Annotated in this window: 19 protein-coding genes; 9 read left to right on the top strand and 10 right to left on the bottom strand. The window is 60.9% G+C overall.

What is annotated here, in order from left to right; translation table 11 throughout:
- Positions 1-41: 41 nt before the first annotated feature.
- Positions 42-1,526, top strand: coding sequence for a glutamate synthase subunit beta (locus VGD45_RS14135; RefSeq protein ID WP_331155963.1), 1,485 nt, complete (start codon positions 42-44; stop codon positions 1,524-1,526).
- A 111-nt stretch (positions 1,527-1,637) separates the two neighbouring features.
- The gene (locus tag VGD45_RS14130; RefSeq protein ID WP_331155962.1) at positions 1,638-2,960 is read left to right on the top strand and encodes a hypothetical protein; all 1,323 of its coding nucleotides are present in this window, start codon (positions 1,638-1,640) and stop codon (positions 2,958-2,960) included.
- Positions 2,961-2,975: 15 nt separating this feature from the next.
- On the opposite strand, the gene VGD45_RS14125 is transcribed toward VGD45_RS14130, so the two are convergent.
- A complete protein-coding gene (locus tag VGD45_RS14125) occupies positions 2,976-3,239 on the bottom strand; it encodes a hypothetical protein (protein WP_331155961.1) in 264 nt (87 codons plus the stop codon).
- Positions 3,240-3,265: 26 nt separating this feature from the next.
- On the bottom strand, positions 3,266-3,502 hold the full coding sequence (locus VGD45_RS14120) for a hypothetical protein (RefSeq protein WP_331155960.1): 237 nt from the start codon (positions 3,500-3,502) through the stop codon (positions 3,266-3,268).
- Positions 3,503-3,705: 203 nt separating this feature from the next.
- On the opposite strand from VGD45_RS14120, the gene VGD45_RS14115 reads away from it, so the two are divergent.
- A complete protein-coding gene (locus VGD45_RS14115; protein WP_331155959.1) occupies positions 3,706-3,933 on the top strand; it encodes an addiction module protein in 228 nt (75 codons plus the stop codon).
- Positions 3,934-4,023: 90 nt separating this feature from the next.
- On the opposite strand, the gene VGD45_RS14110 is transcribed toward VGD45_RS14115, so the two are convergent.
- Both VGD45_RS14110 and VGD45_RS14105 read right to left on the bottom strand, forming a co-directional pair.
- Entirely contained in the window at positions 4,024-4,806 is a 783-nt protein-coding gene (locus VGD45_RS14110) for an AAA family ATPase (protein ID WP_331155958.1), read from the bottom strand.
- Between the two features lie 120 nt (positions 4,807-4,926).
- The gene (locus tag VGD45_RS14105; RefSeq protein WP_331155957.1) at positions 4,927-5,385 is read right to left on the bottom strand and encodes a helix-turn-helix domain-containing protein; all 459 of its coding nucleotides are present in this window, start codon (positions 5,383-5,385) and stop codon (positions 4,927-4,929) included.
- Between the two features lie 81 nt (positions 5,386-5,466).
- On the opposite strand from VGD45_RS14105, the gene VGD45_RS14100 reads away from it, so the two are divergent.
- Positions 5,467-5,952 (top strand): DUF2938 domain-containing protein, encoded by a 486-nt coding sequence (locus VGD45_RS14100; RefSeq protein ID WP_331155956.1) that lies wholly within the window; start codon positions 5,467-5,469, stop codon positions 5,950-5,952.
- A 19-nt stretch (positions 5,953-5,971) separates the two neighbouring features.
- On the opposite strand, the gene VGD45_RS14095 is transcribed toward VGD45_RS14100, so the two are convergent.
- The 3 genes from VGD45_RS14095 to VGD45_RS14085 form a co-directional block, all read right to left on the bottom strand.
- A complete protein-coding gene (locus tag VGD45_RS14095) occupies positions 5,972-6,187 on the bottom strand; it encodes a hypothetical protein (RefSeq protein ID WP_331155955.1) in 216 nt (71 codons plus the stop codon).
- Positions 6,188-6,190: 3 nt separating this feature from the next.
- The gene (locus VGD45_RS14090) at positions 6,191-6,607 is read right to left on the bottom strand and encodes a hypothetical protein (RefSeq protein WP_331155954.1); all 417 of its coding nucleotides are present in this window, start codon (positions 6,605-6,607) and stop codon (positions 6,191-6,193) included.
- A gap of 127 nt (positions 6,608-6,734) precedes the next feature.
- A complete protein-coding gene (locus VGD45_RS14085) occupies positions 6,735-7,226 on the bottom strand; it encodes a hypothetical protein (protein ID WP_331155953.1) in 492 nt (163 codons plus the stop codon).
- Between the two features lie 84 nt (positions 7,227-7,310).
- Here VGD45_RS14085 and VGD45_RS14080 point away from each other — a divergent pair, with 84 nt between their 5' ends.
- Positions 7,311-7,826 carry a DUF1697 domain-containing protein gene (locus tag VGD45_RS14080; RefSeq protein ID WP_331155952.1) on the top strand — a complete coding sequence of 172 codons (516 nt, stop codon included), beginning with the start codon at positions 7,311-7,313 and terminating at the stop codon, positions 7,824-7,826.
- Positions 7,827-7,848: 22 nt separating this feature from the next.
- On the opposite strand, the gene VGD45_RS14075 is transcribed toward VGD45_RS14080, so the two are convergent.
- A complete protein-coding gene (locus VGD45_RS14075) occupies positions 7,849-11,139 on the bottom strand; it encodes a S41 family peptidase (protein ID WP_331155951.1) in 3,291 nt (1,096 codons plus the stop codon).
- A gap of 129 nt (positions 11,140-11,268) precedes the next feature.
- Here VGD45_RS14075 and VGD45_RS14070 point away from each other — a divergent pair, with 129 nt between their 5' ends.
- Complete coding sequence (locus VGD45_RS14070) at positions 11,269-11,946, top strand: site-2 protease family protein (protein WP_331155950.1); 678 nt, start codon at positions 11,269-11,271, stop codon at positions 11,944-11,946.
- Between the two features lie 11 nt (positions 11,947-11,957).
- Here VGD45_RS14070 and VGD45_RS14065 read toward each other — a convergent pair whose 3' ends face one another.
- Positions 11,958-12,746, bottom strand: coding sequence for an ATP-grasp domain-containing protein (locus tag VGD45_RS14065; protein WP_331155949.1), 789 nt, complete (start codon positions 12,744-12,746; stop codon positions 11,958-11,960).
- Between the two features lie 63 nt (positions 12,747-12,809).
- Here VGD45_RS14065 and VGD45_RS14060 point away from each other — a divergent pair, with 63 nt between their 5' ends.
- Positions 12,810-13,325 (top strand): hypothetical protein, encoded by a 516-nt coding sequence (locus VGD45_RS14060; protein ID WP_331155948.1) that lies wholly within the window; start codon positions 12,810-12,812, stop codon positions 13,323-13,325.
- Between the two features lie 67 nt (positions 13,326-13,392).
- Positions 13,393-13,761 (top strand): VOC family protein, encoded by a 369-nt coding sequence (locus VGD45_RS14055; RefSeq protein ID WP_331155947.1) that lies wholly within the window; start codon positions 13,393-13,395, stop codon positions 13,759-13,761.
- 3 nt (positions 13,762-13,764) lie between these two features.
- On the opposite strand, the gene VGD45_RS14050 is transcribed toward VGD45_RS14055, so the two are convergent.
- Complete coding sequence (locus VGD45_RS14050; protein WP_331155946.1) at positions 13,765-14,142, bottom strand: class I SAM-dependent methyltransferase; 378 nt, start codon at positions 14,140-14,142, stop codon at positions 13,765-13,767.
- A 107-nt stretch (positions 14,143-14,249) separates the two neighbouring features.
- On the opposite strand from VGD45_RS14050, the gene VGD45_RS14045 reads away from it, so the two are divergent.
- Complete coding sequence (locus VGD45_RS14045; protein WP_331155945.1) at positions 14,250-14,603, top strand: nuclear transport factor 2 family protein; 354 nt, start codon at positions 14,250-14,252, stop codon at positions 14,601-14,603.
- The last annotated feature ends 6 nt before the right edge of the window (positions 14,604-14,609 follow it).

Genomic DNA, 14,609 nt, shown 5'->3' with positions numbered 1-14,609 from the left:
ACCGTCGCCATTCATCATTTAGCCAAGAGCCAATTTCAGTCATGGGTAAGCCAACAGGATTCATAGAGTATCTGCGCGAGCTGCCGGTGGATCGCACCCCGCAGGAGCGCGTCAAGGACTGGAAAGAATTCCATCACCACATGGAAGACAAGCGGCTGCGCCATCAAGCCGCGCGCTGCATGGATTGCGGCGTACCGTTCTGTCACACCGGCAAATTGATCAGCGGCATGGCCTCGGGCTGTCCGGTGAACAACGTGATTCCGGAATGGAACGACCTGGTCTATCGCGGGCTGTGGCGCGAAGCGCTCGACCGCCTGCACATGACCAACAACTTCCCCGAGTTCACCGGCCGCGTGTGCCCGGCGCCGTGCGAAGGTTCGTGCGTGCTCGGCATCAACAATCCGCCCGTCACGATCAAGACGATCGAGAACGCGATCGTCGATCGCGGCTGGGAGGAAGGTTGGGTGCTGCCGGAGCCGCCGAAGACTCGCACCGGTAAGAAGGTTGCTGTTATCGGCTCCGGCCCTGCGGGTCTCGCCGCTGCTGCTCAGTTGAACAAAGCCGGCCACAGCGTGACCGTGCTCGAGCGAGCCGATCGTCCGGGCGGTCTGCTCATGTACGGCATTCCGAACATGAAGCTGGACAAGCGCGAAGTCGTCGAGCGCCGGTTGAAGCTGATGGAGAAGGAAGGCATCAAGTTCATCTGCAACGCCAACGTGGGCGACAACGTCGAGCCGCAGCTGCTGCTTCGTGACTTCGACGCCATCGTGCTCGCCACCGGCGCGACCCAGCCTCGCGACCTGCCGGTCGAAGGCCGTTCGCTGACGGGCATTCACTTCGCGATGGAATATCTCACTGGCAGCACGCAGGCGCTGTTGAACGGCGGCGCCGATCACGCTCCGATTCACGCTCGCGGCAAGGACGTGATCGTCATCGGCGGCGGCGATACCGGCACCGACTGCGTCGGCACGGCCATGCGCCATGGCTGCAAGTCCGTCACTCAGATCGAAATCATGGCGCAACCTCCGATGGACCGCGCCGACGACAATCCCTGGCCGGAGTGGCCCAAGGTCTACAAGATGGACTACGGACAGGAAGAAGCCGCCGCGAAGTTCGGCGCTGACCCTCGGACGTATCTCACAACGGTGAAGCGCTTCAATGCCGACGCTGACGGCGCGGTGAAAGAAGTGGTCACGGTGCAGATCGATTGGCAGAAGAACGACAAGGGCGGCTTCGTTCCCGTCGAAGTGCCGGGCACGGAGAAGGTTTATCCCGCCCAGATCGTTCTGCTGGCCATGGGCTTCCTCGGCCCCGAGCAGATGCTGCTCAAGGACCTCGCCATCGAAACCGACGCTCGCAGCAACGTGAAGGCGGACCACGGCAAGTTCTCCACGAGCCTCAAGGGCGTCTTCGCCGCCGGCGACTGCCGTCGCGGCCAGAGCTTGATCGTGTGGGCGATCAACGAAGGTCGCGGCGCGGCGCGGGAGTGCGATCGTTATTTGATGGGGACGACTGAGCTTCCCTAAAGCCCGACGATGAACGAGGGGATGCCTTGGTGATCCCCTCGTGTCCTGCGCATCTTCTAACGATGCCGGGACTATAATAAATAACGAACATTCAACTCATGGAGGAGTACTGTGCAAGCCACCGTATCTCGCACGCCCGCCCTGGCGGTGCTCTCATGGTTGTTCATGGCGCAAGCACCACTATGCGCAATGGCGGCAAATACTGCTGATGCCGTCCAGGCGCTGGTGGAATTCAAGAAAGGTTGCAAACGCGCAGAAGCGCTTTGGCCGGCGCAGCTCTGCGGCCCGATCGTGCTGGTCGATCCGGAAACGCGAGCGGCGGTGTCGAATCAGCGGGATCCGGGCGGGCAGTTCAAGGCTCAGGATGGAATGTTCGTCGGTGAGTGGCCGGCGAACATGGACATTGCAAACACGGCCATGAACTGGGGCGGCACGAGCTGGGCCGTGGTGATGTTGCCCCTCTCGCAAGATCCCTTCAGCCGGCTGCAACTGCTGGCGCACGAATCGTTCCATCGCATACAACCCGAGCTCGGTTTCGAAATGGCTGACGCCATGGCTCAGCACCTCGACGAGCAGGAAGGTCGCTTATGGTTTCGTTTGGAACTTCGAGCCTTCGCACGAGCGCTCCGCAGTGACGGCGACGAGGCGCGTGACGCCGCTTTGGACGGCCTGTTGTTCCGGCGCGTTCGGAATGCTTCGTTCCCAGGATCGGCTGCGATTGAACGCCGCTTGGAAGGCCACGAAGGCCTGGCCGAATATACCGGCATGCGCTTCGCGCTCGACGTAACAGGCAACGTGGAGGAGAGCGCACGGCGCGTGGAGGCTTTCGAGAAACGTCCGACCTACGTACGCTCGCTCGGTTACGGCACCGGCCCTGCGCTGGGACTACTGCTCGATCGATATCGACCGGGCTGGCGGCGGAACGTTGGAAAAGCACCTGACCTGGCTGTTCTTCTCGCCACGACGCTCGCGGGGCCCGAAACGAATTCACCCGAATTGGCCGTGCGTCGTGCCGCGAGTTACGGTTTCGATGCGGTTCGAGAGGAAGAAACAAAGCGCTCCGAACGCTTGGCTGCGGAACGAAAACGCTATCGCGAACAACTGATCGACGGGCCGGTGCTGACCCTCGCACTGCCCGAGCGGCGTCTCATCTACAATCCCAACACCGTGCTGTCGCTCGGCGATCAAGGCAATGTATTTCCCAAGTCCATCCTGACGGGCCCGTGGGGCCGCTTGACGCTTCAGGAAGGTGGCGCACTAGCCTCGTTCAACCGGGATCGCGCCCGCGTCGCTGCACCGAAGATGTTCAAACCGGACGACAAGCGAACCGTGACTGGCCCCGGCTGGACCCTGGAACTCGAGCCTGGCTGGCGCTTGGCGCCCGACACACGCCCCGGAGATTACCGCGTGGAACGCGACGGCGGCGCCCGGTAAAGCTACGTCGATGAATCATTCCTGGTCATCCTTAGCAATTGATCGAGCCAGCATGACGCCGAAGATCGCGCCCAGGAAAGCGACCGGTGTCCCAAACAAAATAGCTAATGGCCACATCGAGGCGCCACCGCCTCGATAGGGCAACACGTAACTATCGAACAGGATCCATAACACGAAGCCGACGACGGGAGCGCAGACCGATAACCACCACGACCCTCGCCACGCCTGAAGCACGAACGCCGATCCGGACGCCAGAGCGACGAGAATGAGCAAGTTCACCGTGCCGACCCGTCTAGTTCGTTACCTCACACCTTCTTCCAGGCGACATCCACGCCTTCCGAATCTCCAACAGCGTCCTTCAGGATCTTGAGCAAGCCGGCGCTGGCGCCATTCACCTCGAGAATTTCGATCGTGTCCGGACAGACGTAATAGTCCGTGTCCGTTTCGTGCTCTTCCTCCAGCTGATCGATGAGCAGCTGCAGATCTGCATCGTCGATAGTTCCCAGAAGCGCGCCAGTATCCTTCAGAGACAATGCGAACATTCGAAACATCCTCCTAGCTTCTTGCTTGTTCTCACGGGACACGTCAGCGCGTGCTTCGGCGGCCTCGTTCCGTGAATGTACGTAGGATAGACGACCCGGACGTGGGACGACAGGACTTCCCTGAATTTCCTGAATAAGCGCGCGGATCCTTACCGGCCCCCTTCAGGCCTTGTAGACTCTGAGAGCGGACTTGGAGGAGCACTATGTCGAAATCCTTGAAGCAGCTCGAAGAGCAGGCTCTCGCTCTGAGCGTAGAGGAGCGTGCGCAGCTCGCTGATTCCTTGCTCGAATCACTGCGCTCATCCACTTCCGATATCGAAACAGCGTGGGCCGATGAGATCGAGCGGCGCATTGCCGCGTTGGATCGCGGGGAGATCTCCGCGTATCCAGCCGAGGATGTGTTCTTCGACGCGCGGCGTCTCACGCGATGAAGCGCGCGAAATTTCGTTTGCACATGAACTTTTGAAGATTCGATCCTCCAGCTGGAGCGTCAACTGTTAAATTCCAGCGGCGCGCGCCGGTTACTCGGGATCCTGCGTCTCACTCTGGCTTCGAAACAGATAGCGATGGAAGCGTTCCGGTGCGTTCAAAAAGTCACGAGTGAGCTGGTAGTGCTCCGTATCTCGGTAGCCGACCTCACGTAATTGACCCTCCTCGATACCGAGCACCGTCGCTCCAGGCAGTGTCAACAGGATGGGCGAGTGCTTGGCGATGATGAACTGCGCCACCTTCATCGAGGCGAGTTGATAAAGGATACTCAGAAACGTGAGCTGACGCCCCGGCGACAATGCGGCTTCCGGCTCGTCTAGCAGGTACACGCCGTCTTCCATGCGATTTTCGAACAGCGCCAGGAAGCCTTCACCGTGCGACTGCTGATGCAAGGATTTCCCGCCATAGGCCAGGAATGAGCTGCCGACCTCTTCTAGGTACGTGGCGAAGTTGAAGAAGGTCTCCGCGCGCAGAAAGAATCCATCCGAAACACGTTGACGCCAGCTCAGCCGCAAGGCGCGTCCCAGCGCGTGGCCATCGGCACCCTCGGCATACGAATTGTCCCGGTTGCCTCCTTGCGCGTTGAAACCCAGCGCCCAGGCGAGCGCCTCGAGCAGCGTGGATTTTCCGGAACCGTTCTCACCGACCAGGAATGTCACAGGAGCTTTGAATGCGAGATCGAAGCGCTGCTCGACCAGCGGGATCGTGAACGGGTGAACGCCTGCCTGAACTCTACCCTCGTCCAGCGAAACTCGCGTGAGAAATGGACTTCCCAGAGCTCCGTGAGCAGGCCTGGGCTTGTTCTTTCTAGCCATCTCAATACATCAGTTATGTCTGTTATTGCAGTCTGCCTAAGCGTTGTGATCGGCGGCAGAGCATAGTCGACTGAGTGACAGATCTCTCCTGAATTTCGAGAAAAAGCGAGGCATTGCGCGTCAGGCTCTTCGCGTCCGCGGTGAAGGGTTGGGCGGGCGTTTCTTCGAAGATGTGTTTTGCTTTCGCTTCGAACCGGCGCCAGAGACGGCTGCACCCAGCAGGCGTCGGAAGGTTGGGCATTCCATGTGCGTCGGCGCTGGGCAAGCGGCGGCGTGGCGCAGGCCGTCGCGCATGGCGCTTAGTTTGCAGATGGTTGCGTCGAGTTCGTCGGCCTTGAGAGCGAGCAGTTTACGGTCGATCCGCAGATTCCCGTCGGGTGCGAACATCTGCGCGATCTCGTCCAGGGAAAGGCCCGCGGACTGTCCCAGTGCGATGAAGGCCAGCCGCTCCAGCACAGAGGCGGCAAAGAAACGACGCAACCCGCGCCGGCCGATCGAGGCGATCAGCCCCTTTTCCTCGTAGAAGCGCAGCGTCGAGGCTGGAACGCCAGATTTCCTGGCCACCTCAGCAATGTCCATTTCCTCTTGACCTCAAGTTGACTTGAAGTGGCACTCTGCCAATGACAGCGACGGTTTTAAAGAGCGAGGAAGCCCGATCTCATGAGCGATGTGCTCTCAATAGTCTTCATCGGCGTGGGCGCCACCATCGTCATGGATGTATGGGGCGTAGCGCGCAAGATGTTTCTTGGCATTCCACCGCTCGACTATGCCATGGTCGGGCGGTGGATCGGTCACATGACACATGGCCAGTTTCGCCATGATCGTATCGCGGCAGCTTCACCCATTGTAGGAGAACGCGCGCTCGGCTGGAACGTCCACTACCTCACCGGCATCGCGTTCGCCGGGGGCTTCGTCTGGATCGTGGGTCACGAATGGCTGCGCCATCCAACGTTATCGCCCGCATTGGCATTCGGTGTCGGCACTGTGCTTGTGCCCTTTCTATTGATGCAGCCCTGCATGGGCCTAGGCGTAGCCGCCTCGCGCGCACCGCGCCCAGTCTCCGCACGGCTCCAAAGTTTCATCACGCATGGGATTTTCGGATTTGGCCTATGGGCGGCCGGATGGGCGACACGCTGCTTGGGCTGACGCGGCGCCAAGCAGGCTGCTAGCGTTCGTCCGCTTCATAGACATAGTGCGCCTTAATATCCAATCCGTCTTTGAACCCTGAATCAAGCAGGTTCAGCTCGATGCCACCGCCATGCATGGACCCTCGAGAAGCATCGGAGCGCTGGCTGCGTCGCCTCTCGTCGCGATAATCACCGCCATCGTGACGGGCAAGATGAGCGGTGGTGTTTTCCTTGCGATACAGAGGCTGCTTCATGGCTCAAGGATGCTCCGTCACCGAGAACAGCTCCGTGAAGTCGAGTTGCAGTTCGTCACGACTCGCCGTGGCGGGCCTGACTCTGGTCAGCCACGCGAACGCCTCGCCTTCAACGTCTGAATCACCTACGCTGACTCGACCGCGAAAGAACTTAACGAGGTCGAGCGGCGTCTTGATCGTATCGAGATCGGCGTCCGTGGGCTGAATCCCAAACAGGCGCTCGAACTCGATAGCCATATCGATTTTGGCTAGATAACCGCTCCAGCTACTGAGCCCCTCGCGCATCTCCTGGCCCACTGCATCGAGCGACAAAGAGCAATGCCGGCATAGCGAGCGCAGCGCCACCAGGTCTCGCGGAGCGTAGCTGCCTTCTTTTCCGCAGCTCGGACAACGGATCAGCAACGGATCGGAAAAAAGCATGATTATTCGCACTCTCCCTGCTGCGAAACTCAGCGTACGTCATCCCCTGTCGCGCTCCAAGCGATTGCCAGGGCTTCACCGAACCACCAGAACGCCGGAGCCACGAGCAGAGCAGTGATGACTCGCATCATTGGGACACAACATGGACCATAGTATCTGCCTCACCGCCACTACAAAGCGCCGCAATTTCCACATCCTGACTTCGCTCCTCGCTCTGCGTTGCAATCACACGGTCGACCTGAATGAGCTCGCCCGTGTCCAGGTTGAAGAGCAAGGAGAACCCGTTGAAAAAGGTCTGACCCTCCACGGAGTGCACGATGTCGATTCCGATGTAGGGCGGCAGACGCGAGGTATCGTGATACCACGACGCGGAAACGCGTAATTCGGCTCGCTCCAGGGAAAATATCGAGGTCAGGCAGCTCGGCAGCACCGTTTCATGGGCCCCGATGCGAAGATTCAATGTCGGCACGGAGTCGGACCAGATGAGGCGTGCTGGTTGGTACTTTTCAGGCAGACCCTGCAACGATCCGTCGCTACCGATCGTGATCATCCTGTCCTTGTGCGCGACGGCCGTGCCTGCGAACAGCAGCAGGATGAGAAGAGCCTTGGTGTTTTTCATGATGGGGCACTGCAACTCAGGAAAGAGCAAAGCGCGCGCCGCTCATAATAAGATACGGCACCGCTGGCTACCAACAAACCGATCATGCCCCGCTACGTTGCCTTCCTCCGCGGCGTGAGTCCGATGAATGCCAAGATGCCCGAGCTGAAGCGGGCGTTCGAAAGCGCAGGTTTCAGGAATGTTAAAACCGTGCTCGCCAGCGGCAATGTGGTGTTCGATTCACCCGCCAAGTCGGACGCAGCCCTCGCGCGTCAGGCAGAGAAGGCGATGGAACAGCAGTTGGATCGCACGTTCCTGACCATCGTGCGATCGGCAAAGGCGCTGAGCGAGTTGATCGATGGCGACCCGTACGGCGGGTTCAAGTTGCCGCCGAAGTCGAAGCACGTGATTACGTTTCTTCGCAAAGCGCCCACGGCGAAGCTGTCGTTGCCGATCGAATTCGAGGACGCACGGATCCTGGCCATTCGCGGCCAGGAGGTGCTCACGTCCTATGTGCCGCATCCGGGGTCGCCGGCGTTCATGCGGCTCATCGAGAAAACGTTCGGTACGGAGATCACAACGCGAACGTTGGACACCCTGAAGAAGTGCGCGGCTGCCTGACGCAGCTCGCGCACTTCCTGCTCTACCTCACTCGCACCGGCAACGGCGGCGCCTTCGCGGGTTTCGCTGGATTCTTCTCGAGTTCCGACAGCGCGATCTCGATGGCGCGGTCGAGCTGAGGATCGCGGCCGGCGTTGACCTCGCGAGGCCATTGCTCCACTTCCACGTCGGGCGCGACGCCTTCGTTCTCTACGCGGTAGCCCTCTTCGTTCCAGAACGCGATGTTTGGCGCCGTCACGCCGCCACCGTCCAGCAAGGTCGGGAAGCCGAGAATGCCAACGAGACCGCCCCAAGTCCGCTTGCCGACGATGGGTCCGAGCTCGAAACGTTTGAACATCCAGGGCAGCAGGTCGCCGCCCGAACCGGCGTTCTCATCGGCGAGCAGAACCTTCGGGCCCTGAATGGCGCCGCGAGGGCTGATCAGGTCCTGGCCATAGCGCATCTTCCAATGCGCGATGAGCGGCCGGCGCAAAACGTCGATGTAATAATCGGCGATCTGACCGCCCCGGTTGTAACGTTCGTCCAGGATCAGGCCGGCTCGTTGCGACTGCGGATAGAAGTAGCGCTTGAACATCGTGTGTCCGCCATTGGCCGTATCGGGCACGTGCACATAGGCGAGACGACCGCCGCTCTTTTCGGAGACATAGCGGATGTTTCCTTCCACCCAATCCATGTAGCGCAGCGTCGTTTCATCGCCGATCGGCACGACGACGACATCGCGAGAGTTCTTGCCGTCAGGCGTCGGGCCGACGGTGATGCGCACTTGCCGATCCGCCCGATTCTCGAACAGCGAATACACGCTGGTCGGCGCACGCAACTCCACGCCGTCGACCCCCAACAGGTACTCACCGGGTTTGACATACACGCCCGGCGCACGCAGCGGTGAGCGCAGCTCGGGGTTCCAATTCAATCCACCGAGGATCTTGCTGAAGCGATAGCGATCTCGGTCGATCTCATAATTGGCGCCGAGCAGACCCACGCTGACTTTCGCAGGCTTGAACGGGTGATCGCCCGGCGACTGATAACTGTGGCCGACCGCAAGCTCGCTCAGCATCATCTCGATGACACGCTCGAGATCGCTGCGCGTGGCGAGGTCCGGCAGGAACGCACGATACTTCTTACGCATTGCCGGCCAATCGGCGCCGTGGAAGTTATCCGCATAGAAATAATCGCGATTGATCCGCCACGCTTCGTCGAGAATCTGCGCCCATTCGGCTCGCGGCTCGACGGCGACGCTCACGGTATTGAGCGCGAGCTTGCCCTTGCCCGGCGGCAGTTCATCGGCGACATCGGTCACGAACCAATCCGTGCCGACGCGATACCCGATGCGCTTGCCATCGCGCGACAAGTGGAAGTCCACCACCTCTTTAGCCAGCGTCTTCACTTCGCGCTTCTCCAGCGTGAAGCGCTTCAACTCGCCGGGCTTGCTCATCGCTTCCTGAGCCGTGGCGCCATTGCCTTCGATGAAATAGATTTCGCCGCTCGCACCGACGCGCAAGCCGTGACGCGCGCCGACGCCCGCAGGCAAGGCGACGATCCGATCCTCGATGCCCACCGCGTCGATGCGCACCGCGGGCGGCTTCTTGCCCTTCCCTTTCGCATCCTTTGCCGCGTCCTTCGCTGTGTCTTTGGATTTCTCCTCGGACTCCGACGGAGTGTTCGACAGTGCCGTGAGATCCACCTCATCGCTCTGCGGCGGCACTGCGCTCGGGCCATCCTGCCGCAGCGTGATGGCATACAGACCGAAGCGCACCGGGCTGTCGATATTGATTTGCGAGAACCAATCCTTCACCGGCCCCGCATCGGTGGACGCCAGCACATACAAGAACTCGCCATTCGGATCGAACGCCGGCTCGAGCATTTCAGACAGGCCATCGGTCACCTGGATGGAGCGACCCGTCTCCACCGACCAGACATTGACGGTCTGAATCAATCCGGCTGCTTGCACCGTATACACCAGCCAGCGGGAATCGGGTGACCAGTTCGCGCGCATCGGGTTGAACGGCGAATACACCGGCTCGGAAGCGATCTTGATGTTCTTGCCCGTGCCGAGTTCGATCACCCACAGCGACTGGGTGTTGTCGCGATAGGCAATACGAGCGCCGTCGGGAGAGAACAGCGGATCCTCATAGAAGCCCGCGCCCGACAAGCGGTAGTGGCGCGGCTTGGCCTTGCCGTCCTGATCCGCGAGCAGCAACTCATACTCGCCGCTCACGTCGGAGAACCAGGCGATCTGCTTGCCATCGGCGGACCATGTGGGCGACTGATCGTTTGCACCGGTCGAGCGCGTGAGCTGGCGCGCATCGCCTTTCTCGGCCGGCACGGTGACGATTTCGCCGCGGTAGTTGAACGCCATGCGCTTGAGGTCCGGCGAGGCCGCCGCTTCGCGAACCCACTTCGGGTCGCTCGCCAGACGCGGGCGCGTCTCGATCAAATCGGAAATCGCCGAGATACGAATCTGCTGCACGGTGTTGTCGCGCGTATCCAGACGATGCAAATAACCGCCCTGCTCGAACACGATGACGCCCGAGCCATCGGTGCTCGGTTCGGTGACTGGGAAGTCCTTCAGTTGAGTGACCTGGGTAGCGCCGTTGGCGTCATGGCGGAACAGGTTGAACTCGCCGTTGCGGTCGGAGTTGAAATACAACGTGCCGCCGACCCACATCGGATCGGTGTCGTTGCCGCCGTCTGCCGGCTTGGGCACTTCCTTTACGGAATAGTCGCCCATGTCCATGAGCCACAGACGGCTCTGCGTGCCGCCGCGATAGTTCTTCCACTGGCGAAACACGTCGCGGCCGGGCAAATACGCCAGCGTGCGGCCGTCAGCGGAGAATGCCGCCTTGGTTCCTACAGGCACTGGCAGGCGCGTCGGCACACCGCCGGTCACGGCTACGGAGTAAAGCTGGTTCGTCTGCGGCGCGAAACGTCCGCGTTCGGAATAGAACATGACGCGGCCGTCCGGTGTGAACCCGACGACGACATCACGCCCTGGATGCCACGTGAGGCGACGCGTTTCGCCGCCCTGCGCGGGCATCACGTAGATATCGGTGTTGTCGCCATAGTTGGCGCTGAATGCTAACCATTGCCCGTCCGGAGAAAAGCGCAGCGCCGACTCCCTGCCGGGGGCCTGAGTCAACCGCCGTGCGCTGCCGCCAGAGAGCGAGGTCAGCCAGATGTCGTTGTCGTAAACGAATGCCAGGTTCTGTCCGCGCACAGCCGGGCTGGACAGCATGCGTGTGTTGCCCGCATCCGCCGCGTGGCCTAGCGGGGCCACCGCCAATCCGAGGAGTGCAAGCAGCGTCGTATGTTTCATTAACTCTCCGAAGTGCTGATTCCGTGAACAGGTCGCATGCATTGTGAAATCCGAGTGTCGCCGCTTAGTATCCCGCGCGACGAACCCGATTTTGACGAACGCAGAACCGGAAAGGTTGCAACGTAGCTCATGACGACATTCTTCCTGCAACTGCTGGCCGCGTGGATTCTCCTGGTCGTGGCGCATGTCTCTGCGATGGCGCTGGCCGGAGTCGCGCTCGGCGTGGACTTGCGCGAGGTCTCTTACGGTTTTGGCAAAGAGCTTTTCAGCCGAGGCAAGTTGAAGATCAAGGCAGTGCCTTTGGGAGGTTACGCCAAATTCGGGGACACGCGCGAGACGGAGGCGGATCCGCCGGCCGATCCGGCCACCGCGTTCAATCACAAGCCCGTGGCCATACAAGCGATCATTGTACTCGCCGGCTGCGCGGTGCTGGTGCTGCTAGCCGCATTGGTCCTAGCCGGCGCCAGCGTATCCGAAGTCGTCGAGGGATTCCGGCAGATCGTCGTCGGGGCGCTTGGACCGAAGTCGACGGCGCAGGAATATATTCACGCGCTCTACGCACTATCGACGACCCATGGCTTCCCGGCGTTGCTCGCGGTATTGGCCACGAAGGTGGCCGCATTCAACCTGCTGCCCCTGCCCGTCTTGAACGGTGGCCAGGCGCTGCTCGCGTTTGTGCCGACGGATCGGAACGTCTATCCAGACTGGCAGATCCCGTTGATGAACATCGGGATTGTTCTGATGCTGGCATTGGCCGGCTCGTGGGGGTTTGCGATCCTGCTGTTCCTCGCTGGAGGAAAGTTGTGATGCCACGACATTCAAGCGAGCCATGTCCGCGCGAGGATGTCCACCAGTTGATCCGCTGACCATTCCTTGCGGTCGGACACCTGGCCGTCGCCGATCTCGACGATCCTCAACTCGCCGTCGTTCCTTTGCGCGACGTCGACGGAGAAGAACGGGCTTGGGATTCGAGTCGCACATGCAGTGACTACCGCCGGCAGTGCTCCGTCGGAGGAGAACGCCGCGCCGTTGGCGACGAAGTAACGGCGTTCCGAACCTGATAGATATTCTTCTTTACGGCGTACACACACGCCGCCTTCGATTTCTCCTCGGTATTTTTTCAGAGCGGCCACCACTTGGGGGACCTCGCCCGGCGTTGCCACGAGCGAGCCGGCACCGGTGTTCGACGATTTCACGTAGTCCTTGACGAAGTAGCCGGGCCACTGGCGGCCGGCCAGTAGCGCCTCGAAGTCGGCGTCTGGCTCACACATCAGCGTCTCGGCGGTGAACTCGCGGACGAGCGGATACCAGGACGGCAAGTGATGGGCCGCTCTATAACTTTCCGGCGAGACGACCATTCCCGCCGAGAGTTGCTCTATGGATTGGACCAGTCGCGCATAGCCGTCGACATTCAGCATCCAGCCTCTGTAGAGCACCTCTTCGCCCGCGGCAGGGCGTGGCCTCGGATCGAATCGCCCCCGCTCGAAATCCTCGAAGGAGAATATGGACAACTCGAACCCGCGAGCGCGCGCCAGCTCGTACTCGGCCTGAAACAATGGTTCCGGCCGGCGCTGATCGAGGGGATCGTCGGGATATAGAATTCTCATGGGAGTATTTTATGATCGGCGGGCTCGACAGATCACTCGCGTCGACGGAAGATCGCCGCCATCATGGAACCGGAGTTTGCCCCCCGCTACTCGCCCGAGGAGCGCCGACGACGGCTGCTCCTGCACGGCGTGATTTGTGTGCTGCTGTTTGCAGCGTTGTATTGGTGGGCGCTGCCGCGCTTTCGATCGTTTGTCCCCGACGCGCCGTGCGAGGCCGTGTTCGGTGTGCCGGCTTCCACAGTGTTGCTTTATGCAGCGCTGGTCGGCGCGCCCATTGCGGGTGCGATTCTGCTGGTAGTACTGACGGCGCGTACTTCGATCCACGCCATCGCGACTCGACGTTATCCACCGCCCGGCCACAAAGTATTCGGCCGCGTGAAAGTGAAAAGAGGCTGGCAAGCCGTCGCGTTCGCGCTCATGCCGGCGATGGTCATTACCTATCTGTGCGTTCTGAGCGGCCAAGGAATAAGGACGGCGGCTCAGATGGCGCGCGAAATCGATCGTTCAGCCGACTGCGCCGCCGATCGGAATAAACAGGCGCCGCAGCGAGGGCCGCATCAGCAGCGGCCTACACGCTAGCACCGGTCTGGATCGCAACATCAAGACGGTCTATAACTGCCCTCGTGAACCGCTCGGGAGCCGTCGCATGTTGAAGTGCGTGAAGTTTGCCGAACTGCCCGTCGTCGACCAGGACCGCGCGCTGAATTTCTATACCGAGAAGCTTGGCCTGCAGGTGGCTCAGGACGCTCCTTACAAGGAGGGCTGGCGCTGGATCGAGCTCGCCGTGCCCGGCGCTCAAACGCGCATCCTGCTGACTCAGCAAACCGGCGAGCCGAAATCGGACACGCCTCGCTTGGTCTTCATCGCCGACGATGTCGAAGCCACTTACCGCAAGCTCAGCGCCCGAGGCGTGGAGTTCACCAAAGAACCCAGCAAGGCTCCCTGGAACCCCGGTCAAACCTTCGCCCAACTCCGCGATAGCGAAGGCAACGGCATCGTCATCAGCACCAGCTGAAGCTCACGGCTCGTCGTAGACGAGCACGATTTTTCCGCTCGGCGCCAGCCATGGTTCCAGCAAGGAACGCGCCAGGGCTGGATCGCGATGAAACAGCCCGACTCGAACGGCGAAGATCTTGTCGAACTTCGTTCGGCCCGGATCGAACTCGATCACGTCCACCGCCTGAAATTCAGCTTTGCCGGACGCGACATGCTCGCTGTTCCGGCGAACCGCTGCGTCGATCATCTTCTTCGACTTGTCGATCGCCAGCAGCCGGCCGGAACGCAGCTTTTCGCATACAAAGCTCGCCGCCACGCCATGGCCGCAGCCAATCTCGAGAACACGGTCGCCGGGCTGGATCCGCATGCCCTTGACGATTGTTCGCAGGCGTTCGGTCATGGTCGTCCTCACTCGCAAATGCGCGCCCCCGCGCGAAGCGTATCAGGAACAAGATGCAACCGGAGACGTTAGCTGCTCTGAGGCAGCTACGAAACGGAGTTACTCACATGCGCGAGCTCATCCAGCTGGAAGAACAAGGATGGCGGGCACTCTCGACTGAAGGCGATGCGGGCAAGAAGTTCTATGCATCCGTTTTACGTGAGGACGCGGTAATGCTGTTTCCTGGCGGAATGCGGATCGAGGGGCGGGAGCCAATATTGGAATCTCTCGGGGCCCAGCCGTGGGAGTCATTCCGGATCGAGGACCCGAAGGTGGTTCAACTCACAGCGGAGTCTGCAAGCGTTGTTTATAAAGCCACCGCTCGGCGCAAGGGCAGTGAAGCCTACACCGCGTTGATCAGCAGCACGTACGTTCGGGGGACGAGCTGGCAGCTCGTCGTTCACCAACAGACGCCGACCTGACGGCCC

This window comes from Steroidobacter sp. (assembly GCF_036402275.1).
GTDB lineage: Bacteria > Pseudomonadota > Gammaproteobacteria > Steroidobacterales > Steroidobacteraceae > Steroidobacter.
Note: the sequence above shows the minus strand (reverse complement) of the source record. Positions and strands in the feature narration are given on the sequence as shown.

Bases quoted from the DNA above. Each gene is read 5' to 3' on its own strand.
- VGD45_RS14115 (WP_331155959.1), top strand. From the start codon at position 3,706: ATGTCGAAATCCTTGAAGCAGCTCGAAGAGCAGGCTCTCGCTCTGAGC.
- VGD45_RS14110 (WP_331155958.1), bottom strand. From the start codon at position 4,806: ATGGCTAGAAAGAACAAGCCCAGGCCTGCTCACGGAGCTCTGGGAAGT.
- VGD45_RS14060 (WP_331155948.1), top strand. From the start codon at position 12,810: ATGGAACCGGAGTTTGCCCCCCGCTACTCGCCCGAGGAGCGCCGACGA.
- VGD45_RS14135 (WP_331155963.1), top strand. From the start codon at position 42: ATGGGTAAGCCAACAGGATTCATAGAGTATCTGCGCGAGCTGCCGGTG.
- VGD45_RS14085 (WP_331155953.1), bottom strand. From the start codon at position 7,226: ATGAAAAACACCAAGGCTCTTCTCATCCTGCTGCTGTTCGCAGGCACG.
- VGD45_RS14045 (WP_331155945.1), top strand. From the start codon at position 14,250: ATGCGCGAGCTCATCCAGCTGGAAGAACAAGGATGGCGGGCACTCTCG.
- VGD45_RS14065 (WP_331155949.1), bottom strand. From the start codon at position 12,746: ATGAGAATTCTATATCCCGACGATCCCCTCGATCAGCGCCGGCCGGAA.
- VGD45_RS14075 (WP_331155951.1), bottom strand. From the start codon at position 11,139: ATGAAACATACGACGCTGCTTGCACTCCTCGGATTGGCGGTGGCCCCG.
- VGD45_RS14050 (WP_331155946.1), bottom strand. From the start codon at position 14,142: ATGACCGAACGCCTGCGAACAATCGTCAAGGGCATGCGGATCCAGCCC.
- VGD45_RS14080 (WP_331155952.1), top strand. From the start codon at position 7,311: ATGCCCCGCTACGTTGCCTTCCTCCGCGGCGTGAGTCCGATGAATGCC.
- VGD45_RS14095 (WP_331155955.1), bottom strand. From the start codon at position 6,187: ATGAAGCAGCCTCTGTATCGCAAGGAAAACACCACCGCTCATCTTGCC.
- VGD45_RS14120 (WP_331155960.1), bottom strand. From the start codon at position 3,502: ATGTTCGCATTGTCTCTGAAGGATACTGGCGCGCTTCTGGGAACTATC.
- VGD45_RS14090 (WP_331155954.1), bottom strand. From the start codon at position 6,607: ATGCTTTTTTCCGATCCGTTGCTGATCCGTTGTCCGAGCTGCGGAAAA.
- VGD45_RS14055 (WP_331155947.1), top strand. From the start codon at position 13,393: ATGTTGAAGTGCGTGAAGTTTGCCGAACTGCCCGTCGTCGACCAGGAC.
- VGD45_RS14105 (WP_331155957.1), bottom strand. From the start codon at position 5,385: ATGGACATTGCTGAGGTGGCCAGGAAATCTGGCGTTCCAGCCTCGACG.
- VGD45_RS14100 (WP_331155956.1), top strand. From the start codon at position 5,467: ATGAGCGATGTGCTCTCAATAGTCTTCATCGGCGTGGGCGCCACCATC.
- VGD45_RS14070 (WP_331155950.1), top strand. From the start codon at position 11,269: ATGACGACATTCTTCCTGCAACTGCTGGCCGCGTGGATTCTCCTGGTC.